The sequence below is a fragment of the Mycolicibacterium austroafricanum genome, assembly GCF_000612725.1.
GTDB classification, from domain to species: domain Bacteria; phylum Actinomycetota; class Actinomycetes; order Mycobacteriales; family Mycobacteriaceae; genus Mycobacterium; species Mycobacterium austroafricanum.
In genome coordinates this window covers 351378-372384 of record NZ_HG964454.1, presented here as the reverse complement: position 1 = coordinate 372384, position 21007 = coordinate 351378, and the positions used below count along the sequence as shown (strand labels likewise).

At 67.8% G+C, this 21007-nt stretch carries 23 protein-coding genes; 10 read left to right on the top strand and 13 right to left on the bottom strand.

Going from position 1 to position 21007, the window contains the following annotated elements:
- Complete coding sequence (gene speB / locus BN976_RS18730; protein WP_011780232.1) at window positions 1–1065, top strand: agmatinase; 1065 nt, start codon at window positions 1–3, stop codon at window positions 1063–1065.
- Here the strand turns inward: speB and BN976_RS18725 are convergent.
- Entirely contained in the window at window positions 1049–1930 is an 882-nt protein-coding gene (locus BN976_RS18725) for a cyclopropane mycolic acid synthase family methyltransferase (RefSeq protein ID WP_011780233.1), read from the bottom strand. The genes speB and BN976_RS18725 overlap by 17 nt on opposite strands.
- Before the next feature lie 295 nt (window positions 1931–2225).
- Between BN976_RS18725 and BN976_RS18720 the strand changes: the two genes are divergently transcribed.
- From BN976_RS18720 to BN976_RS18705, 4 genes are all read left to right on the top strand, one after another.
- Window positions 2226–2432, top strand: a complete 207-nt coding sequence (locus tag BN976_RS18720; RefSeq protein ID WP_011780234.1) for an Rv3202a family protein — start codon at window positions 2226–2228, stop codon at window positions 2430–2432.
- Window positions 2433–2504: 72 nt separating this feature from the next.
- Window positions 2505–3677, top strand: a complete 1173-nt coding sequence (locus BN976_RS18715; RefSeq protein ID WP_049778223.1) for a serine hydrolase domain-containing protein — start codon at window positions 2505–2507, stop codon at window positions 3675–3677.
- Window positions 3678–3732: 55 nt separating this feature from the next.
- Window positions 3733–4128 (top strand): hypothetical protein, encoded by a 396-nt coding sequence (locus BN976_RS18710; protein ID WP_036373224.1) that lies wholly within the window; start codon window positions 3733–3735, stop codon window positions 4126–4128.
- A gap of 17 nt (window positions 4129–4145) precedes the next feature.
- Entirely contained in the window at window positions 4146–5447 is a 1302-nt protein-coding gene (locus BN976_RS18705; RefSeq protein WP_011780237.1) for a cytochrome P450, read from the top strand.
- Here BN976_RS18705 and BN976_RS18700 read toward each other — a convergent pair.
- From BN976_RS18700 to BN976_RS18685, 4 genes are all read right to left on the bottom strand, one after another.
- Window positions 5444–5917, bottom strand: coding sequence for a hypothetical protein (locus BN976_RS18700; RefSeq protein WP_011780239.1), 474 nt, complete (start codon window positions 5915–5917; stop codon window positions 5444–5446). The genes BN976_RS18705 and BN976_RS18700 overlap by 4 nt on opposite strands.
- A gap of 90 nt (window positions 5918–6007) precedes the next feature.
- Window positions 6008–6430: a hypothetical protein gene (locus BN976_RS18695; RefSeq protein WP_036372850.1), complete on the bottom strand. Its 423-nt coding sequence runs from the start codon at window positions 6428–6430 to the stop codon at window positions 6008–6010.
- Between the two features lie 14 nt (window positions 6431–6444).
- Complete coding sequence (locus BN976_RS18690) at window positions 6445–7551, bottom strand: glycosyltransferase (protein ID WP_011780241.1); 1107 nt, start codon at window positions 7549–7551, stop codon at window positions 6445–6447.
- Window positions 7552–7635: 84 nt separating this feature from the next.
- Window positions 7636–8601 (bottom strand): dienelactone hydrolase family protein, encoded by a 966-nt coding sequence (locus BN976_RS18685; protein WP_036372848.1) that lies wholly within the window; start codon window positions 8599–8601, stop codon window positions 7636–7638.
- Window positions 8602–8710: 109 nt separating this feature from the next.
- Here BN976_RS18685 and BN976_RS18680 point away from each other — a divergent pair, with 109 nt between their 5' ends.
- Genes BN976_RS18680 through BN976_RS18670 form a run of 3 tightly spaced genes read left to right on the top strand, consistent with a single transcriptional unit; the run spans window position 8711 to window position 12735 of the window.
- On the top strand, window positions 8711–10501 hold the full coding sequence (locus tag BN976_RS18680; RefSeq protein WP_036373222.1) for an N-acyl-D-amino-acid deacylase family protein: 1791 nt from the start codon (window positions 8711–8713) through the stop codon (window positions 10499–10501).
- Window positions 10491–10961, top strand: a complete 471-nt coding sequence (locus tag BN976_RS18675; RefSeq protein ID WP_036372845.1) for a nuclear transport factor 2 family protein — start codon at window positions 10491–10493, stop codon at window positions 10959–10961. Before BN976_RS18680 ends, BN976_RS18675 begins: the two co-directional genes overlap by 11 nt.
- A 10-nt stretch (window positions 10962–10971) precedes the next feature.
- Window positions 10972–12735: an N-acyl-D-amino-acid deacylase family protein gene (locus BN976_RS18670; RefSeq protein WP_036372844.1), complete on the top strand. Its 1764-nt coding sequence runs from the start codon at window positions 10972–10974 to the stop codon at window positions 12733–12735.
- 74 nt (window positions 12736–12809) lie between these two features.
- On the opposite strand, the gene BN976_RS18665 is transcribed toward BN976_RS18670, so the two are convergent.
- The 6 genes from BN976_RS18665 to bfr form a co-directional block, all read right to left on the bottom strand.
- Window positions 12810–13295, bottom strand: coding sequence for an SRPBCC family protein (locus BN976_RS18665; protein ID WP_036373220.1), 486 nt, complete (start codon window positions 13293–13295; stop codon window positions 12810–12812).
- A gap of 2 nt (window positions 13296–13297) precedes the next feature.
- Window positions 13298–13654 (bottom strand): ArsR/SmtB family transcription factor, encoded by a 357-nt coding sequence (locus BN976_RS18660; protein ID WP_036373218.1) that lies wholly within the window; start codon window positions 13652–13654, stop codon window positions 13298–13300.
- Window positions 13655–13878: 224 nt separating this feature from the next.
- On the bottom strand, window positions 13879–15240 hold the full coding sequence (locus BN976_RS18655; RefSeq protein ID WP_036372842.1) for a type I glutamate--ammonia ligase: 1362 nt from the start codon (window positions 15238–15240) through the stop codon (window positions 13879–13881).
- A 21-nt stretch (window positions 15241–15261) separates the two neighbouring features.
- Window positions 15262–15744 (bottom strand): carboxymuconolactone decarboxylase family protein, encoded by a 483-nt coding sequence (locus tag BN976_RS18650; protein WP_036372840.1) that lies wholly within the window; start codon window positions 15742–15744, stop codon window positions 15262–15264.
- Between the two features lie 19 nt (window positions 15745–15763).
- Window positions 15764–17821 carry an MDR family MFS transporter gene (locus BN976_RS18645; RefSeq protein WP_036372837.1) on the bottom strand — a complete coding sequence of 686 codons (2058 nt, stop codon included), beginning with the start codon at window positions 17819–17821 and terminating at the stop codon, window positions 15764–15766.
- Between the two features lie 105 nt (window positions 17822–17926).
- A complete protein-coding gene (gene bfr / locus BN976_RS18640) occupies window positions 17927–18406 on the bottom strand; it encodes a bacterioferritin (protein WP_011780250.1) in 480 nt (159 codons plus the stop codon).
- Between the two features lie 264 nt (window positions 18407–18670).
- On the opposite strand from bfr, the gene BN976_RS18635 reads away from it, so the two are divergent.
- Together BN976_RS18635 and BN976_RS18630 are read left to right on the top strand one after the other, a co-directional pair.
- Entirely contained in the window at window positions 18671–19303 is a 633-nt protein-coding gene (locus tag BN976_RS18635) for a hypothetical protein (protein WP_036372835.1), read from the top strand.
- Between the two features lie 9 nt (window positions 19304–19312).
- Window positions 19313–19501 carry a (2Fe-2S)-binding protein gene (locus tag BN976_RS18630; RefSeq protein WP_011780252.1) on the top strand — a complete coding sequence of 63 codons (189 nt, stop codon included), beginning with the start codon at window positions 19313–19315 and terminating at the stop codon, window positions 19499–19501.
- Between the two features lie 3 nt (window positions 19502–19504).
- On the opposite strand, the gene BN976_RS18625 is transcribed toward BN976_RS18630, so the two are convergent.
- A complete protein-coding gene (locus BN976_RS18625; protein WP_011780253.1) occupies window positions 19505–20263 on the bottom strand; it encodes an enoyl-CoA hydratase/isomerase family protein in 759 nt (252 codons plus the stop codon).
- Entirely contained in the window at window positions 20260–21006 is a 747-nt protein-coding gene (locus BN976_RS18620; RefSeq protein ID WP_051558494.1) for an EthD domain-containing protein, read from the bottom strand. Before BN976_RS18620 ends, BN976_RS18625 begins: the two co-directional genes overlap by 4 nt.
- Between the last annotated feature and the right edge of the window lies 1 nt (window position 21007).

Sequence of the window (21007 nt, the reverse complement as noted above, 5' to 3'; positions counted from 1 at the left end):
ATGGGCCACGATCACCGACCTCACCGTGAGCTCGCACCGGGTATGGCCGAGCAGCTGGACCTTCCCTACGCCGGGGTGGTGTCCTTCGGCCACCGGCCCTTTCTCACCGAGTCCGAACAGCTCGACTCGTGGAAGCCGGACGTTGCCGTCGTCGGCGCGCCGTTCGACGTCGGGACCACCAACCGTCCCGGCGCCCGTTTCGGTCCGCGGGCGATCCGCGCGACGGCCTATGAACCCGGGACGTACCACATGGATCTGGGTCTGGAGATCTTCGACTGGCTCGAGGTCGTCGACTTCGGCGACGCCTACTGCCCGCACGGCCAGACGGAGGTGTCACACCGCAACATCCGGGAGCGGGTGCACGCGGTGGCCGACCGAGGGATCGTCCCGGTCATCCTCGGCGGCGACCATTCGATCACCTGGCCCGCCGCCACGGCCGTTGCCGACGTGCACGGCTACGGCAACGTCGGCATCGTGCACTTCGACGCCCACGCCGACACCGCCGACGAGATCGAAGGCAACCTCGCCAGCCACGGCACGCCGATGCGCCGGCTGATCGAATCGGGCGCCGTGCCCGGTTCGCATTTCGTCCAGGTCGGGCTGCGCGGTTACTGGCCGCCCCAGGATACTTTCGAGTGGATGCTCGAACAGAAGATGACCTGGCACACCATGCAGGAGATCTGGGAGCGCGGCTTCAAGGCGGTGATGGCCGACGCGGTCGCCGAGGCGCTGGCCAAGGCCGACAAGCTGTACGTCTCGGTCGACATCGACGTGCTGGACCCGGCCCACGCACCGGGCACCGGGACCCCGGAGCCCGGCGGCATTACCAGCGCAGACCTGTTGCGCATGGTGCGGCAACTCTGTCACGAGCACGACGTCGTCGGGGTGGACGTGGTCGAGGTGGCGCCCGCCTACGACCACGCCGAGCTCACGATCAACGCCGCGCACCGGGTGGTGTTCGAGGCGCTCGCCGGGATGGCGGCCAGGCGCCGCGACGCAGCCGACGGCGAGGTGGGACAGCCGGCCCGGTCCTACCGGGACCGGGGCGTCACTTCTCCAGAGTGAACTGGCAGATGTCGGTGTAGCCGTCGCGGAACAGATCCGCGCATCCGGTCAGGTACTTCATGTACCGGTCGTAGTCCTCCCGGGACTGGATCGCGACAGCGTCGTCCTCGCGTTTGCGCAACGCGTCGGCCCAGATATCCAGTGTCTTGGCGTAGTGCTCGCGCAGCCGCTGCTCGCGGGTGAGCCGGAAACCGGCCTTGGTCGCGTGCTCGGCGACGGTGGTGGGCTTGGGCAGGTCACCACCGGGGAAGATCTCGTCCATGATGAACTTCGAGAACCGCACGATGCTCATGGTCAGCTTCAAGCCACGATCGGCGAATTCCTCGTCGGTGGGCTTGATGATGGTGTGCAGCATCATCACGCCGCCGTCGGGAAGCACCTGGTAGGCCTTCTTGAAGAACTCGTCGTAGCGATCGCGGCCGAAGTGCTCGAAAGCGCCGATCGACACGATGCGGTCGACGGGCTCGTCGAACTGCTCCCAGCCGGCCAGCAGGACCCGCTTGCTGCGCCCGCTGCCATGCGCGTCCAGCCGCTTCTGCACGTGCGCCTGCTGGTTGCGGCTCAGGGTCAGGCCGATGACGTTGACGTCGTATTTGTCGAGGGCGCGCAGCAAAGTGGCGCCCCACCCACACCCGATGTCGAGGAGCGTCATGCCGGGCTGGAGTCCGAGCTTGCCCAGCGACAGGTCGATCTTGGCGATCTGCGCCTCCTCGAGCGTCATGTCGTCGCGCTCGAAGTACGCACAGCTGTAGGTCTGTGTCGGGTCAAGGAAGAGCCGGTAGAAGTCGTCGGACAGGTCGTAATGCGACTGGACGTCTTCGAAGTGAGGCTGCAGATCCGCTGAGCCGCTCGTGGTTTCTGGCAAAGTACTAGCCTTTGAGATTCTGGAAGCTGGTCGGTTGGCAGGGCCCCACCGGGCTTGAGGGCCTATCCCGTTTTCGCGGAGTTTACGCAGCGTACCCGAGAGCCACTTGGACCAGTGAATCACCAGGGCATACGACGCAGCAACGGTCAAACAGTGACCAATCCGGGACGGCCTCCGGTGGCCTGGTCGCGAGGTGAGTGTGCTGGGTGGTCAGCGGGTACCCGGCAGACCCGCCGGCAACCGCGCCTATCGTGGGAGTGCCGCTCGCACGTCACCGACCATCGGAGGACAGCTGATGACGACCCCAGACCCCGGCCAGCTCGGCGATGCCGCCGAAGCCGACGTGGCTGAACAACTCACGCCGATCGACGACGTCGTCGACGAGGACACCTGGAACGACACGCAGCGCGTCGGTGAGGAGCGCGACTGGCAGGCCAGCGAAGCCGACCTGATCGAGCAGTCGCTGGCCGTGCCGGACGACGATGCGGAGTTCGATCGCTGACCGCTGCGGAGGCCGCGGCCGGTCGTGGCGGATGAGAACGGGCGCCGCGATTCGGCACATACGCTGGGTGCGATGATCACCCGCGCTCTGCCGATCGTGTTCGCCATGGTGCTGGCACTCACCGCGTGCGGGGAGTCCGTGGACACCACGCAGACCACCGGCTCCCGGAACCCGGCTGTCACCGCGCCGGCCACGACGATGGCAGCCGAGGTGACCGACCGTCTCGATGATGCGGTCGAGCGGGTGATGACCGAGGCCGGCATTCCCGGTGCCATCGTCGGGATCTGGGGCCCGGGCGGCGACTATGTGCGCGCGTTCGGCGTGGCCGACACGAAGACCCGGGCACCGATGAAGACCGACTTCTACAGCCGGATCGGAAGTCTGACAAAGACTTTCACCGTCACCGCGGTGCTGCTGCTGGCCGATCAGGGCCGACTCGGCCTCGACGACCCGATCGCCGGATACGTCGACGGCGTGCCCGGCGGCGACGCCATCACCTTGCGCCAGCTCGCGCGCATGCAGAGCGGGCTGCCCGACTACACGGCGAACCCGGAGTTCGTGCCGACGGTTATCGCCGATCCGGGGCGGGCCTTCGCGCCGACGGAAATGCTCGAGTTCGCCTTCTCGCAGCCCCCGATGTTCGCCCCCGGCGACGGATACCACTACAGCAACACCAACACCGTTCTGCTCGGTCTGGTGGTGGAGAAGGTCAGCGGACAGTCACTCGGTGATTACATCCGCCGTCACATCAGCGCGCCGCTCGGAATGGCGGAGACGAGCTTCCCCACCGACGCCACCTTCCCCGGGCCCCATGCCACCGGCTACACCGTCCAGCCCCCCGACGACCGGGAGATGACCGCCACCGACTGGAACCTGTCCTGGTCGTGGGCCGCCGGCAACATGGTCTCCACGCTGCACGACCTGCGCATCTGGGCCCCGGCCCTGGTGACCGGGACGTTGCTCTCCCGGCAGATGCAGCAGCAGCGGCTGCAGATGGTCGAAAGCTCGGGGCAGCCCGCACCGGAGGAGTACGGACTCGGCATGTTCAACGTCGCCGGCTGGATCGGCCACAACGGCAGCGTGCCCGGCTACCAGACCGTCTCGGTGTACCTGCCGGAGCGGCAGACCGCGCTGGTCATCCTGACCAACACCGACATCGCGTTCCGGGGCGCCGAGCCGGGGACCCTGCTGGCCAGGGCGGTCACCACCGAGTTGACCCCCGACCACGTGTACACGCTCAGCTGAGCGCCGGAGCCCCGGAGATGGGTTGCCGGGGGTCACGGGCGGGTATCTCGCCTCGGTGACTGATTCGAGTGACGCCACGGTCGAGGCTGTCGGCAAGGTGACGGAGGCGCTGGAGTTCGTGGAACGGGCCAGGGGGCACCTTTACTCGTTTCACCAGTTGATGGGGCATGCCGACCTGCTGCTCGGCGACGCATGCGATGCGCTGCGCGAGGCGGGCTCGGCCGCGGTGGCCGAGCGGCTCGAGACGGACGTCGTCGGGCGCAACGTGTTGTTCGGACGGTGGACGTTCCAGGTGGTCGAGGAGTTCGACGACTCGTACTGGTCGGTCTTGCGCGAGCATGAGCGTCGTGTCCGCGACGAGCTGTCGGGCGGCGCGCGCCACGTCCACGAAGCCCGAATGAAGGAGCACCGGCGCACGCACGGCAGATCCGGCCATGAAGCGCGGCCCTGACGCTACCCTTGGGCTGTATGAGCCTGGGCATGGGCATAGAGAAGTCCGCCGTCACCCGAACGAACGGGGTGGCACCGCCCGAGGTGCCGCTGGCCGACATCGACCTCGGCTCATGGGACTTCTGGGGTCTTGACGACGACTATCGCGACGGCGCGTTCGCCACGCTGCGCCGCGAGGCGCCCATCTCCTTCCACGAGGCCTACGTCATCGACCCGGACAACGAGGTCGCCGGTCACTGGGCGCTGACCCGGCACGACGACGTGTTCTATGCGAGCAGGCATCCCGAGATCTTCAGCTCCGCTCTCGGTATCACGGTGGGCGACCAAACCCCGGAATTGGCCGAGTATTTCGGGTCCATGATCGCGATGGACGACCCGCGGCACACCCGGCTGCGCAACATCGTCCGGAGCGCGTTCACGCCGCGGGTGCTGGCCCTCATCGAGGATTCGGTGCGGCAGCGCGCGCGCAGCCTGGTCCAGCAGATGGTCGCCGCCCATCCCGACGGGAACGGCGAGCTGGTGGCCGAGCTGGCCGGTCCCCTGCCGCTGCAGATCATCTGCGACATGATGGGCATCCCCGAAGAGGACCACCAGAAGATCTTCCACTGGACCAACGTGATCCTGGGTTTCGGCGATCCCGACATCGCCACCGATTTCGACGAATTCGTCTCTGTGGCAATGGGGATCGGGGCCTACGCCACCCAGCTTGCCGATGACCGCCGGGACCATCCCGGCGATGATCTGACCACCAGCCTGGTGGCCGCCGAACTCGACGGCGAACGCCTGACCTCCGCCGAGGTGGCGTCCTTTTTCATCCTGCTCGTCGTCGCAGGCAACGAGACCACCCGTAACGCGATCAGTCACGGCGTGCTCGCGCTCAGCCGTTATCCCGAGCAGCGTCAGCGGTGGTGGTCCGATTACCAGGGTATGGCACCGACGGCGGTCGAGGAGATCGTTCGGTGGGCCTCCCCCGTTGCCTACATGCGGCGCACCGCGACCCGGGACGTTGAGATGAGCGGTGTGAGAATCGCTGCCGGAGATAAGGTTTCGCTGTGGTACGGCTCCGCCAATCGTGACGAGTCGAAGTTCGAGAACCCGTGGCTGTTCGACGTCGGCCGGCATCCGAACCCCCATGTGGGGTTCGGCGGCGGTGGCGCGCACTTCTGCCTCGGCGCGAATCTCGCCCGCCGGGAGATCACCGTGGCGTTCGAGGAGTTGCACCGGTTGGTGCCCGGCATCCGCGCCGTGGAGGAACCGGACCGGCTGCACTCGGCGTTCATCCACGGCATCAAGCGTCTGCCGGTGTCCTGGTCCGCTTAGTGTGAGCGGGTCCTGACGTCCGGGCGCATCGTCTCGGCGGTACCGTCCCGGCGCGGGTTTTCGGGGTCCCTGACGGGGTTCTTGGGGTCGGGTGCCACTGCGCCGCCCTTGTCGTCGTCGGTGCGGCGCGGGTCCAGGGTGTCGGCGTGTTCAAGGCGCGAATCCAGATGCTGCTGCGAGCTGTTCAGCGCGTCGCGACGGCTGGACGCGGTCTCGGCGAGCCGTGCTGCTTCGGCGGCCTTGGCTTCGGCTTCGGCCTGCGCGGCGCGGGCTTTCGCCTCCGTCTCCTCCACGATGGAAGCCTGCCGCTGCACGCGCCGGCTGTCGTGGTGAACCTCTTCGCGGATGCGGTCGGCTTCCTGGGCGCGGCGTTGGTTGCGCGCCCTGCGCGCCAGAAACACGATCACGCCGATGACGATGATCGCGACGACAGCGGCGATGACGATCCAGACGACGTTGTTGGTATCCATGCCGACTCCTTCGAATGCGGGGGCAGCCGCGGTTGACGACCCCGTTGATTCGACGGATGCCCGGGCGGCGAGTGGGCTAAACCGGGGCGCTCAGAGCGTGGCGCTGAAGGGACCGTTCTCCTGGCAGTACGGCTGCGGCGGGTTGCCCTTGGACGCGCATCCGCGGCCGGTCGAGGTGTAGTTGGCGCCCGGGCGGTAGGGCTGGAAGAACACCTGCGCCGGGTTGATGCCGTTGCCGTGTGCGCACTGGCCGGGTCCGCTGGCGCCCTGCATCTGGATGCAGGCGGTGGTGCGATAGGCGACCGCGCCGTCGCAGGCCCTGGTGGTGACAGTGGCGGTGACCACGTTGGTTCCGGAGACGTTCACCACGCTGGGCGCGGTGAGCTCGAAGGTGCACGCCGCCGGAGCCGGTTCCGTCGGAGCCGGCTGGGCACCGGCCGACCCGGCTCCGACGGCCACCGTGGGCGCGAGGAGTGACGCGGTGGCGGCCAGCACGGCGAACGTCCGAAGCATCCCTGGATGGTAAGTCACCGGGCGCCGAGCGCGCCGAGCATTCCCGCCGCTGATCTCGGCCAGGTGAACTGCTCGGCACGCTGCCGTGCGCTGTGTCGGCGTTGGTGCTCGGGGCGGGTCAGGACGGTACTGACGGCGTGGGCGATGGCGTGTGGATCGTTGTCGGCGGTGGCGCCGCTGTCGTCGGTCAGTATTTCGGCCAGCGCCGAGGTCCGTGACACCACCGCCGGGGTGCCGCACGCCAGCGCTTCCAGCGCGGCCAGCCCGAACGTCTCGTGCGGGCCGGGCGCCAGCGCGACGTCGGCACTGGCCAGGATGTCGGCGACGGTGTCCCGGCAGCCGATGTACCCGGTGAACTCGACGGGCAGTCGCACCGCCTGCCTCTGCAACCGGGCCCGCAGCGGGCCTTCGCCGACCACCACCAGTCTGGCGTCGATACCCGAATCGCGCAGCGCGGCAACGGCTTCGATGCTACGGTGCGGCTGCTTCTCGACCGAGAGCCGTCCGCAGTGCACCAGCAACGACTGCTCGGGCGCTGCCCATCGGCGCCGGACCTCCGCCGAGCGGCGGCGGGGGTGGAACTGTTCGAGGTCGACGCCCAGCGGCACCGTTGCCACATTCGTCGCCCCGATCCGGTCGAACTCCTCGCGGGCGAACGCCGTGGTGCACACGACCGCGTCGTAGTTGGCCGCGGTCCGCCGGTTGGCGACGTCGGCCACCGCTCGTGCGATCGGCACCGGAAGTATCTGCCCGACAAGCCGATCCAGTCGTTCGTGGGAGATCATCACCGTCGACACACCGTGCCTGCGCCCCCACGGCCCCAGCGACCGCAGGGTCAGCCGGTCCGACACTTCCAGCGCGTCGGGGCGCAGTTCGGCGAGTAGCGCGATGACCGGACCCGGGTGCACCGCGCGGTATCCGCCGGTGTACGGGATCAGCCTGGCGGGCAGGCAGATGCGGACGACGCCCGACGGCAGCGTCACCCTTTCGGGGTGCGGCCCCGGCACGATGAGGAACACGGTGTGTCCGGCCGCGCAGTACTCGGCGCCGAGGCGGTCGACCGCGGTGCGCAGTCCGCCGGAGCGGGGGCCGTAGAAGTTCGCCACCTGGACCACCCGCATGGCTGCATCAGAACCTGTGCGCGTGTGCGAAGCGCAACGGCAGATCGGCGGCACGCCGAACAGGAGGTGTCCTGTCGGTGCCCGCTACCCGACGTGGGCGGCCAGCCAGTCCAGCGTGCGCGACCAGGCGTCGGCGGCCGCAGCCGGGTCGTAGCGGTCGCCGGTGTCGTTGAAGAAGGCGTGGTTGGCGCCCGGCTCGGTGACGAGCTCGTGGACCAGACCGGCCTTCTGCAGCGCGGCTGCGGCGACCGGTTCAGTGGCGTTGACCCGCTGGTCCAGTTCGCCATAGAAGCCAAGGACCGCAACATCTTTCGATGCCGCGAAGTCAGGGTTGTCGGGGGTGGGACCGTAGAACGGGAAAGCGGCCGCGAGCTCGGGTGATCCGACTGCCAGCAATCGCCACACCAGGCCGCCACCCATACAGAACCCGATCGCGGCCACCTTCTTCCCCGGGGTGCGGCGCGCCACCTCGGCGATACCCGATTTCAGGTCGGCCACCATGTCTTCGGGAGTGCGCTGCCCCAGCGCGGCCGTGGCCTCGGCCGGATCGGCGAACGTTGCGGTGCCGCCCTGTCCGGACAGCAGGTCGATCGCGAGGCTGGAATAGCCGGCGCCGGCGAGTCGGCCCGCCACCGAGCGCACCCAGTCGTTGAGGCCCTTGTTCTCGTGGATCACCAGGATGCCGCCGCGGGCGTCGCCCGAGGTGCCCTCATTCCCCGTCGCTTCGCTCGCCCCGGCCGGAGCCCACGCGCCCTGCAACTCCCCCGCCGGCCCGGCCCAGGTGACGGGCGTGGTGGGAAGCGCCCTGTCCATGCCGGGCGGCGGCGCGGCACGATCCGCCGTCGACGACGCGGGCGACCCCGGCGCCTCCGGCGACGTGCCTGCGGTCTCGGGCTGCCTGTTCTGCCCGCACGCGGCTATCAGTGCCGTCGCGGCTGCGCCGCCGACCCCGAGCAGCGCCAGCCGGCGCATCGCCTCGCGCCGCGTCAACAGCCCGTCCACATGGTCGGTGGCGATCTCTTCGGCGATGTAGCGCTGCAAAGGCGTCACAAGGTCCGATTATGCGCTTCGCCGCAGCTCGCGGAGGCAAGTAGACAGACCCGACAATCTGTTCACTGATTTCGTTGACACCCGCGTGCGGGCGCTGTTCGATGAGCCTGTGACTTTCGACACGATCATCCGCAACGGCCGTTGGTTCGACGGCACCGGCGCGCCGTCCGCGGTGCGCAACCTCGGCATCCGCGACGGACACGTCGTGTCCATCAGCGAGGACGAGCTGGACGCGACCGGATGCCCGCAGGTGATCGACGCCGTGGGCAAGTGGGTCCTGCCGGGCATGCTCGACATCCACACGCACTACGACATCGAGGTGCTGGGTGGTCCGTCGCTGGCCGAGTCACTGCGTCACGGCGTGACCACGGTGCTCCTCGGATCGTGCTCGCTGTCGACCGTCTACGTCGACGGCGTCGATGCCGGCGACATCTTCGGCCGTGTCGAGGCCATCCCCCGCGAGCACGTCATCGCGGCCGTCGACAGACACAAGACCTGGACCACCGGCGAGGAGTACATCGCGGCGCTGGAATCACGCCCGCTCGGACCCAACGTGGCGGCATTCATCGGGCACTCGGACATGCGGACCGCCACCATGGGGCTGGACCGGGCAACCCGCAAGGACGAACGGCCCACCGGCAGCGAGCAGGCGCAGATGGAGCGGATGCTGACCGAGGCACTGCGCGCCGGATTCGTCGGAATGTCCTCTCAGCAACTGCTTTTCGACAAATTGGACGGCGAGGTGTGCCGCTCCCGGACGTTGCCGTCGACGTACGCGAAGCCCCGGGAGCTGCGCAGGCTGAAATCCCTGCTGCGCCGCTCCGGGCGGGTTCTGCAGTCCGGGCCCGACATCACGAACCCGCTGAACGTGGCCTCGCAGGTGTTCCAGTCGCTCGGCCTTGTCCGCCATCCTCTCAAGACCAGCCTGCTCTCGGCGGCCGACGTCAAGTCCAACCCGGTGGCGGTCAAGCTGCTGGGCCCGCTCGCGCGGCTGGCGAACCGCCTCGGCGGCAACTTCCGCTGGCAGCACCTTCCCGTGCCGTTCGAGGTGTACGCCGACGGCATCGACCTGGTCATCTTCGAGGAGTTCGGCTCGGGTGCGGCCGCGCTGCACCTGGCCGACGAGGTCGACCGCAACGCGCTGTTGCGCGACGAGTCCTACCGGCGCCGGTTCCGTAAGGACTACGACGCGAGGTTCGGGATGCGGGTCTGGCACCGGGACTTCTTCGACGCCCAGATCGTCGCCTGCCCCGATGTGTCGGTGATCGGCAAGTCGTTCGGCGAGGTCGGCCGCGAGCGCGGCGGACTGCATCCGGTGGACGCGTTCCTCGACCTCGTCCTCGAACACGGCAAGGGGCTGCGGTGGCGCACCACGATCTCCAACCACCGCCCCGAGGTGCTCAGGAAGCTGGCCGCCGACCCCGGGATCCAGATGGGCTTCTCCGACGCCGGTGCTCACCTGCGCAACATGGCGTTCTACAACATGGGCCTGCGGCTGCTGCGCCATGTCCAGGACGCGGCGCGGTCCGGGCGGCCGTTCATGACCGTCGAACAGGCCGTGCACCGGTTGACCGGTGAGCTGGCCGACTGGTACCGCATCGACGCCGGACATCTGCGCCTCGGCGACCGCGCCGATCTGGTGATCGTCGACCCGGAACGGCTCGATGACACACTGGACCGCTACGCCGAGGAACCGGTGGAGCAGTACGGCGGGCTGTCCCGGATGGTGAACCGAAACGACGACACCGTCGCCGCCGTGTTCGTCGGCGGCCGGGCGGTGTTCCTGGACGGGAGACCCACCCCGCTGGTCGGCGCGGAACGGACCGGACGCTTCCTGCGGGCCGCCCACAAGGCGCCCGCACTCCTCGCACAGAACGGAGCGCTCGCCCATGCCGGTTGATCAGGTCGCGAACACCGGTCAGGCCGAGGAGACCGTGCAGGCAATGTGGGAGGCGCTGTCGGCGCGCGACTGGACCGCGCTCAAGACATTCCTGTCTGCCGACTGCATCTACCTGGATGTGCCGGTCGGTCCGGCCGCGGCCGCCCGCGGGCCCGAGGACATCGTCAAACGGCTCAAGATCGGCCTTGAGCCACTGGCCGCCTACCGGAACTTCCCGGGCCTGATGGTCAGCAACGGCGCCGACGTGATGTATGAGCACAGCGAGCAATGGCACTGGACCACAGGCGAATCCGCGTTGCTGAAGTTCGTCACCGTGCATCGTGTCGAGGGCGGCGAGATCACGCTGTGGAAGGACTACTGGGACATGGGGGCGTTGGCCGACCATGCCCCGCCGACCTGGCTGGCAGACTTCGCCGGCGCGGACATGTCGTGGGTCTTCGACGCGACCGGACTGGTGTGAGGAGCTACGGATGCTGGATCTGAAGATCACCGGCGGCACCGTCGTCGACGGGACGGGAGCCGACCGGTTCCGCGCGGACATCGGCGTCAAGGACGGACGCATCGTCGAGGTTCGCCGCCGCGACGGTGACGACCCGGGCCTGCAGACCGAGGCCGCACACCAGATCGACGCGACCGGCCGGATCGTCGCGCCGGGATTCGTCGACGTGCACACGCACTACGACGGCCAGGTCAGCTGGGACGAGACACTGGAACCGTCGAGCCTGCACGGCGTCACCACGGTTGTCAGCGGCAACTGCGGTGTCGGCTTCGCGCCGGTGCGGCCCGGCCGCGAGCAGTGGCTCATCGAATTGATGGAGGGCGTCGAGGACATCCCCGGATCCGCGCTGGCCGAGGGCATCACCTGGCAGTGGGAGAGCTTCCCCGAGTACCTCGATGCCATCGAGAAGCGCAGCCTGGCAATCGATTACGGCACCCAGATCGCGCACGGGGCGGTCCGCGGTTACGCGATGGGCGAGCGTGGCGCAAACAACGAGGAGGCCACCGCCGACGACATCGCCGCGATGGCACGCATCGTGCGGGAAGCGATCGAGGCAGGTGCGCTGGGCTTTTCGACCTCGCGCACCGAGGCGCACCGCGCGATCGACGGCCAGGCGGTGCCGGGGACCTATGCGGCCGAGGCCGAACTTTTCGGGCTCGGTCGCGCGATGGCCGCCGGTGGTCAGGCGGTCTTCGAGGTGGCTCCACAGGGTACCGCAGGCGAGAGCCCGGCAGATGCCTGCATGCGTGAGATGGAGTGGATGGCAAAGCTTTCCGACGACATCAGCCGACCGGTGTCATTCACGCTGATCCAGGCCTCGCACGCACCGGACCTGTGGCGCCAGCAGCTCGACCGGGCCGAAAAGGCGCATGAGAACGGCATCGAGCTCTACGCACAGTTCGCGGCCCGCCCGTTCGGCATGTTGCTGGGCTTCCCCGGCTATCACGCCTTCACCCATCGGCCGACGTTCCGCGCAGTGTCGGCCGGATCGACCCGCGACGAACTCGCGGCCCGGTTGGCCGATCCCGCGGTCAAGGCGGCGATCCTCGCCGAGGAGGATCTGCCCCCGACGCCCGGTGCCCTGCTCGACGGGTTGTTCGCGCTGGCGCAGTACAGCACCGATCGCATCTACGCCATCGGCGATCCTCCGGACTACGAACCGACCCCGGACAAGACGGTGGCCGCCATCGCGGCGGCCCGCGGGCAGAACCCGCTGGAGACGATGTACGACCTCATGCTGGAAGCCGATGCCGGCGCCATGCTGATGTTGCCGTTCTTCAACTACGCCGAGGGCGATCACAGTGCGATCTACGAGATGATGCAGAGTCCCGCGGCTGTGTCCGGGCTGTCGGACGGCGGCGCGCACTGCGGGCTGATCTGCGACGCCTCCTACCCCACCTTCCTGCTGACGCACTGGGCCCGGGACCGTCACCGCGGCCCGAAATTCTCGCTCGAGTATGTGGTCCGCAAGCAGACCCTGGACACCGCAACGCTTTTCGGTCTGTCCGACCGCGGGGTGATCGCGGCCGGCAAGAAGGCTGATATCAACGTCATCGACATGGACGCACTGCGGCTCGATGTGCCGCGGATGGTCTACGACCTTCCCGCCGGCGGTCGCCGCCTACTCCAGGGCGCCTCAGGGTACGACGCGACCGTGGTCAACGGGGTGGTGACCCGGCGCCACGGCGTCGACACCGGTGCCAGGCCGGGCCGGCTGCTTCGCGGCGTCCGCTGACTCTCGCCGAAATCGCAGTCCACGCGCGTCAGATCGCGGAATCGACTGCATGGAATGCGATTTCGGCGGAATCGTCAGCTGGCGAGTAGGCCGTCGATCTGGTTGATCGCCGACGACGCGCCCTCGATCACACCCATGTCGAGCACCTTCTGGAGGGCCTCGGCGGACTCGTAGGTGCTGACGAAGGTCGACCGGGTGCCGCCGGCCCGCCCGGTGAACGTGAAGACATTCTTCGACACGGGCAGATCCGGGTTCGGGTTGAAGTCCAGGTCGGCGAAGCCGTCGTCGAAAGCGAAGCTGTTCGGTTCGTCGACCGCGGTCACCTGCCAGTAGCCGGCGAACTTGTCGCCGTCCGGACCGGTCATGAAATAGGTCACGCGACCTCCCGGCCGCAGGTCGTGGTCGACCACCGTCGCCGGGCATTCCGGTGGGCCCCAGATCTTCTCCAGCTGGCGGGGGTCGGCGTAGACCTGCCAGACCCGTTCCACCGGCGCGGCGAAGTCGGCGATGATGGTCAGCGTCCTATTCTCAAGGTCCTGCTGGACATCGGTCACGGGCATGTTCACTCCTCCTGGTCGTGGTTCTCTGTTCTCGGATCGGTGGCAATGAGCTCGTCGATGCGCGACACGCGGCCACGCCAGATCTGCTCCAGTTCGGTGAGCATGGACGCCACCGACCGCACTGCCTCCACGTCGCCGCTGGCCAACTGCTCGCGGCCACTGCGCCGCTTGGTGATCAGACCGGCCTTGTCCAGTACGGCGACGTGTTTCTGCACCGCGGCGAAGCTCATGTCGTACTTGGCCGCGAGCGCGGAGACCGAGTGCTCGCCGGCAAGCACCCGGCGCATGATGTCGCGCCGGGTCCGGTCGGCGAGCGCGTGGAACAGCGCGTCAGCCCTGTCCTCGTCGTGCTCGATCACCACACCAACATACAACCAAATGGTTGTATGTTGTCAAGGGCTGGTTGTGGTTTTTTCTGGGCCGCGGAGGTCACGGCGATCGCGGCGACGGATTGCCGTCAACACACCGACCCCGCGAGCAACACGAATGCACCTGGTGCGGGAGCGTTCTCGCACTTCCGCTCTAGAAGGTGGTTTCCTGTGACTCCCGTGACTGCCTCGGCGTGCTCACGCAGGGCGGTTACTCACACGCTCCAGGCGAGCCGGAACTTCTCGGAGAGCGCGTCGGGACTCAGCTGCCCGTAGTTGTGTTCCTCGTAGCGCCGCACCGCGACCACCGCGTCGACCACCGGGTCGCCGAGGATTCCGCGCATCGCGGCCGAGCCGTCGAGCGCGTCGAGAACCGCGGACTGGTCGTTGCTGAGCACCGACACGCCCGCTTCCGCGCGGGCCGCGTCAGTCAGACTCGACGGGTCGACGGCCACCTCGCCGGGCAGGGCGAGCCCGCGATCGATGCCGTCGAGGGCAAGACCCAGGATCGTCGCCGTGGCGAGATAGGTGTTCGCGGACGGGTCGATCACCTTGACTTCGACATTGGCGCCGTACGGATTGGCGTCGCCGCCGGTCAGAAACCGCACCGCGGCTTCCCGGTTCTCGGTCCCCCAGCAGGCGTACGCCCCCGACCAGTGGCCGGGCTGCATCCGCGATCCGGAGAGTATCGATCCACTCAGAACGCCCTGCGCCGCCGGCAGCCCGGTGAGCACCCCGGCCACTGCCGAGGCGCCTTCTGCCGTCATGCCCGCGGGTCCGTCGCCGCCGGAGAACAGTGGGACCTCGTCACGGGTCAGCGAGAAGTGTTGATGCGCACCAGAACCGACGCTCCCAGCGAAAGGCACCGGGGACAGGCTGGCGCGCATGCCGTACTTCCTGGCGATCCGGCCGATGATGATCCGCATCAACGTGACCTGATCGGCGGCCGCCACCGGCGGCTGCGGCGCCAGCGAGATCTCGAACTGGTTGACGCCGTACTCGGGATGGAACTGCTCGATCGCGACGCTGGACGCCGTCGCCGCGACGGTCACATCCCGAACGAAGCCCTCATGTTCGAGCACCCCGGCGAGCCCGTACTGCGCCCACAGATGTCCGGGAAGCGGGGCGCCGTCGGCGCCGACGAGGACGAACTCGATCTCGTGTCCGACCAGTGCGCCGATTCCTGCTTCGGCCAGTCTGTCCTCTACCCGGCGCAGCGCGCCCCGCGTGCAGTGGGGGTCGGGTGCGCCGTCCTGGTCGAAGAAGGAGCCCGGGGCCCAGGCCAGCCCGTCACCGAGGATGCGCAGCGCGCCGAGGTCGATGCGGATCCGCTGGTCGCCGACGACACCGGTGGTCTCGCCGAACACGATGCCCGCCTGGTCGATGGCGAAGACGTGCCAGACCGGACTGGCGCCCAGGCCCGGGTCTGCGAACGACCCCATCCGGCGCAGCGGCACCGTTTTGGCGTGGATGAGCCCCGCCGGGTTGACGACGGTGCCGATCAGAGTGGCGACGCCGTCGGCCTCAAGCTGTGCGATCGCTGCAGCGGCGAGCGGTTTGGCTGCCATAGCAGCCATTGTGCAGCCCGGACGCGGCCGTTACAGCGTGATCTTGCAGGACTGACCGATGTCGAGGGTGCGCAGCATCCGGCCCATCCCGACCCACATCGCACAGGAGATGGCCAGGTCGGTGAGCAGTTCGTCGTCGAAGTGGACGGCGGCACGTTCCCAGAAGTCCTCGTCGTCGCGCAGCGCCGTGTGCTCGGTCGCGAACCGGTGCGCGAACTCCATGGCGATGCGCTCGGCGTCGCTGTACCCGGGCCAGGTGCGCCACTGCGCGGCGTAGTCGTAGAACTCCTCGTCGACGCCGTTGGCCTCGCCCTCGGCGTCCCGCGTGTTCTGGCACACGACGCATTCGTTGGCGTAGGCGATCACGATCCGCGCCGCCTCGCGAATCCGCAGGGGCAGTCGGCTCTTGGTGTAGACGGCGTTGCTGAATTGGGCCATGGCGGTGCCCAATTCGGGTGACTTCACCGCGAAGCCGGTCACGTCGTCGTCGGCGAAATCTCCGATTCGGCTCATGCCCGGATTGTAACGTGTTTCAGTTTCCCCCCGTGGGGAGTTCAGCGCGGTCGTCGTCCCAGTCCCGCTGTACCAGTAGGCGCAGTGCGATCCGCTCGAGTGCCGCCTCGACCTCGCCGCGGTCGGGGCGCCCCTCAAACGCCGGCGAGGCCTCCAGCTTCGCCACGATCCGGCCGACCAGCGCCGAAGACGCCGCATCGACCTGCTGTGCACCCGACTGCGTCAACCACAGCTGATCGCCGGTGCGCAGCGCGTGTCCGCACTCGACGAGCCGGTCGAACGTCGGCTCGAGCACCTCGGGCGGCACCCGAAGCCGCTCGGCCATCTCGGTCAACCTCGCCGAGCCGAAAACCTGGCTCTGCCGGTAGATCTGGATCAGCGCCCACAGCAACGCCACATCGGATTCGCAACCGCGGGTGCCCGCGATACTGCGCAGCCGGATCTCCGGAGACTGGCGCACCAGCCTGCCCACGGCGGTCTCCAGCATCTTCTCCGGGGTGTCGGTCGAGGGCATGCCGAAGCCCTCCCCCATGTCCAGCGCCGCGGAGGCCTCGAACTCCTGCAACGGCACCTGCTTGAGCGTCAGCGCCACCAGGAAGCCGAGCAGCGCGACCGGGGCGGCGTACAGGAACACCAGCCCCAGCGAGTCGGAATACGCCTCGACGATCGGAGCCGCCACCGCGTCCGGGAGTCGGTGCAGCACCTGCGGGGACTGCGCGGCCTCCGGCGGCGCCCCGCCGCCGGCCAGCGCCGTGACGATCCGGGCATCGAGGAAGTTCGCGAACAGCGAGCCGAAAATCGCTGCGCCGAACGAGCTTCCGATGGTGCGGAAGAACGTCACACCCGATGTCGCGACCCCCAGGTCGGAGAATGTCGCGGTGCTCTGCACGATCAGGATCAGAACCTGCATACACATGCCGATGCCGGTGCCCAGGATGAACAGATACGCACTCTGTTGCAGCATCGGGGTCGTCGCGTCCATCTGGGAGAGCAGCACGAAGCCCACCACCATCACCGCGGTGCCGGCCACCGGGAAGATCTTGTAACGTCCGGTGCGACTGACCAGAACCCCGCTGCCCATCGAGGTCAACAGCAGTCCCCCGACCATCGGCAGTGTGCGCAGCCCGGACTCCGTCGCCGAGACACCGTCGACGAACTGCATGAAGGTCGGGAGGAACGTCAGCGCCCCGAGCATGGCGAAGCCGACGATGAACGACAGGATGCAGCACACGGTGAACACCGGGCTGGCGAACAGCCGGATCGGCAGCACCGGTTCCTCGGCGCGCAACTCGACCCTGACGAACAGCGCCAGCGCGACCCCCGACCCGGCGAACAGGCCGATGATCACCGGTGACGACCATGGGTAGGTGCTGCCGCCCCAACTGGTGGCCAGCGTGAGCCCGGAGGCGCCCAGCCCGATCAGCACGATGCCGGCGTAGTCGATGACAGGTCTGCCGCCTCTGCGCAGTGCCGGGATCGTCGTGAGCGCCACGATCAGCACGACGATGCCGATCGGCACGTTGATCCAGAACGCCCAACGCCACGTCAGGTGGTCGGTGAAGTAGCCGCCCAGCAGCGGGCCGACCACCGTGGTGACACCGAAGACCGCGCCCAGTGCGCCCTGGTAGCGCCCGCGGTCGCGCAGTGGGATGACCTCGCCGATCAGCGCCGCCGCGGTGACCATCAGGGCGCCGCCGCCCACACCCTGCAGTGCGCGGGAGGCGACGAGCATCTCCATCGAGGAGGCGATGCCGCACAGCACCGACCCGATCAGGAAGAAGACCACCGCCGCGGCGAAGATCGTCCTGCGGCCGAACAGATCACCGAGCTTGCCGACGACCGCGGTGACGATCGTGGAGGCCAGCAGGTAGCTGGTCACCACCCACGCCTGGTGGCCCGCTCCGCCGAGGTCGGCGACCATGGTCGGCAGCGCCGTCGCGACGATGGTCTGATCCAAGGCCGCCAGCAGCATGCCGAGGACCACCGCGACGAAGATGAGGTTGCGGCGGTTGGGGCTGACCGGTGCCGGCTCCGCCGGCTGTGTCGTCTCGGGGTGTGCTTCCGGTGACGCTGCCATACCTGCCTTCCTGGTCGACCGTGAACTCTGCATGGAACATCGTTAGATGACCTATGAAAGTTACGGTCCGAAGGCGGCGTTCCCGCGGGCGCGGGTCCCGAACCGTCAGCTCGGCGGACGGGACACGCACTGCGCGAGGTACAGCTCCTCGCCGAGCTTGCCCATCAGCTCCAGCTGCGTCTCCAGGTAATCGATGTGCTGTTCCTCGTCGGCGAGGATCTTCTCGAAGAGGTTCGCCGACGTGGCGTCGCCCTTCTCGCGGCACAGGATGATCCCCGGCTTCAGCCGTGCGACGACCTCGTACTCGATCGCCAGGTCGGCCTCGAACTGCTCCCGCACCGTCTGGCCGACCCGCAGCGAAAACAGCCGCTGATAATTCGGCAGACCGTCGAGCAGCAGGATGCGATCGGTGATCTCCTCGGCGTGAACCATTTCTTCGAATGATTCTTTCCGAGTGTGCTCGGCCAATTCGGTGAAGCCCCAATTGTCCTGCATCTTGGAATGCAGGAAATACTGGTTGATCGCCGTCAATTCGCTCGTCAATTGCTCGTTGAGCAATTTCAGAACTTCGGGATCGCCTTGCATGCCTTGCTCCTAAACGCCGACGGGGCTGGGTGTGCGATAACCGCACGGGCTTTGGATGAGCGCGTCCAATCTGTTTCAGACGAGCACGTCCAATCTAATCCATTCTCAGCGCGGAGCGGCAGTGAATGTGGGCCCGACGGGCGTGTTGCCGTGAACTTCCGGGGTTCTCGCGTCCCAGATCAGCACTGGGGTCTGGACTGGCTACGCTAACTAAGGGTAGACTTCGCTAACTGTTTCGGCCGTCCAAATAGGTGAGGGTATCCAATGGGTGAGTATGAGCTGCACTCATTCATCCTTGCCTGCGATTTCCGAGTCGATGACGTCGACCGCATGTGGGAATGGCTGAAAAAGCACCGCGAGGGACTCGAATCAATCGGGGCGCATCACGTGGTGCTCTACGAATCGATCTGGGAACCGCGCCGGGTATTCGTCACGATCGGCATTCGCAATGCACGCTCGATTCGCGACGTCCTGCGATCACCGGCGATATTCGAATGGTTCGACATCTCCGGCGCCGACGACATCCCCCCGATCTTCGGCGGCGAGGTCGTCGAGAAGATCGATCTGTACGGCTCCGGTCCGGAAGGCCACGTCGGACGGGTTGTGGTGGGCGTGATGTCCTCGGTCGCGGACGTCTCGGAACTGATGGTGAAGGTCCATGACGGCCTGCCGCGGTTCAAGAACGGCGGAGTTCGCAAGATCTGGGTCTACCGCGCCTTCGACGACGGTCAGGAAGTGCTGATCCTGCAGGAGATCGCGGACGAGGCCAGCGCCCGACAGTGGATCGAGCACCCCGACGCCGCCGCGGAGTGGATGACCAACGCAGGAATGGGTCCGTACCCCAGCCGATTCGTCGGCCGGTTCGCCCACCTCATGAGCGTCGGCGAACCGGGATAGCGGGCCGTCATGTTCGTCTGTCTGTGCACCGGAGCCACGAGCCACGTGGTCGACGAGGTCGTGGCCAACGGTGCCCGCACGTCCAGGGAGATTGCCGAGGCATGCGGTGCAGGCGGAGATTGCGGACGCTGCAGGCGCACCCTGCGCGCGATCATCGAGGCGCACTTCGCCGACAAGCCGGAGAGCGTTTCGCGGTAGCGGTCAGCTCTTCCGCTGACCGGTGAACTCCGCCAGCGCCGCCGCGTTGGCGACCCCACCGAGCAGTTCCTGGAAGTGCGCGTTCTCACGCTGCGTCGCGGCGGCGATCTCGGCGCGGTACGGTTCGACGATCGTCTTCTTCACCGCGATCAGACTCGGAATCGACCGGGAGGCAAGGATTTCCGCGTGCCTGCGGGCTTCGGGCAGCAGATCGTCCGGTTCACATACCTTCCACGCCAGGCCCATCCGCTCGGCCTCCGCGGCGTCCACCCACTCCGACGACAGCAGCAGCCACGCCGCGTTCTGCCGACCGATCAACTGCGGCAGCAGATACGACGACGCGGCCTCGGGCGCGACCCCCAGGCTGGTGAACGGGCACTTCAGCCGTGCGGTTGCCGACATGAACACCAGATCGGCATAGCCGAGGATCGTCGTGCCGATGCCCAGGCCGACGCCGTTGACCGCGCAGATCAGCGGTTTGGGCAGATCGGTGAGCGCGTCGATCATCGTCGTGAAATGGCTGCCCTCGCTCGTCAGCGAACCGTCGGCGATACCCGCCTGCATCTCCTTGAGGTCGTTGCCCGCGCTGAACGCGCGACCGGCACCGGTCAACAGGACCACCGCGACCTCGGGGTCGTCGGCGGCCTCCCGCAGTGCCGTCGCGGTGGCCAGGTACAACTCCTGGTTGAACGCGTTGAGCGCCTCGGGCCGGTTCAGTACCAGGGTGCGGACCCGGTTCTCGTCGGTGATCTGCAGAGTCACCGCGGCAGCCTATCGCGGCGGGCCGCGTCATCGGGCGGGGCCGCAGCGGGGAACGGATCGCGCAGCACGTAGCGGCTCGTCGGCACCGTGTCGACGTTGGCGTTGGCGCCGAAGGTCGTTGTGCTCGCCACCATCCGGGTCATCCGGTCGCCGAGGTCGGCGTCGTCGAGCGCACCGAAGAACGCGTGCAGGTCCGATGTCGCCTCGATCGGGAACAGCTCCTCGACGATCGCCGAAATGGCGGGCGCCCCGGAGGTCAGGGCCCGCACCACCGTGTTCTGGACGTAGCCGAACGTCGACTGCGTCTCGATCGCGACCCGCGTGTGGTCGTGGTGCCAGCGGTGCAGCCAGGTCTGTTCGTCCAGCTCGCTCGGCCTGCGCAGCAACGCGATGTTGGTGAAACCCGGTGTGCGCGCGCCGGGCTCGGTATGCGGTGGCGGAAGCGGCACCGACTCTGTCACCAGGTAAGCGGCGACCTGCTCACAGCATTCGCCCAACACCTCGACAGCGGTGCGGATCTGATGCCCGTAGTACTGCGGGGTCCAGATGCTGACAAAGCCGATCGCCGGCGGGTCGAGCGTCGTCAGCGTCATCAGGGAGTCCGTCACCGGTGCGTCTCGGACGTGAACCGTCACTCCCGGTGCGCCGGTGTCCAGCAGGGTCCCCGCGACCTCGGTGCGCAGCCTTGCGCACCAGGCGTCGTCGCCCGGAGCACCCCGCAACGCGATGATCACTTTCTCCACT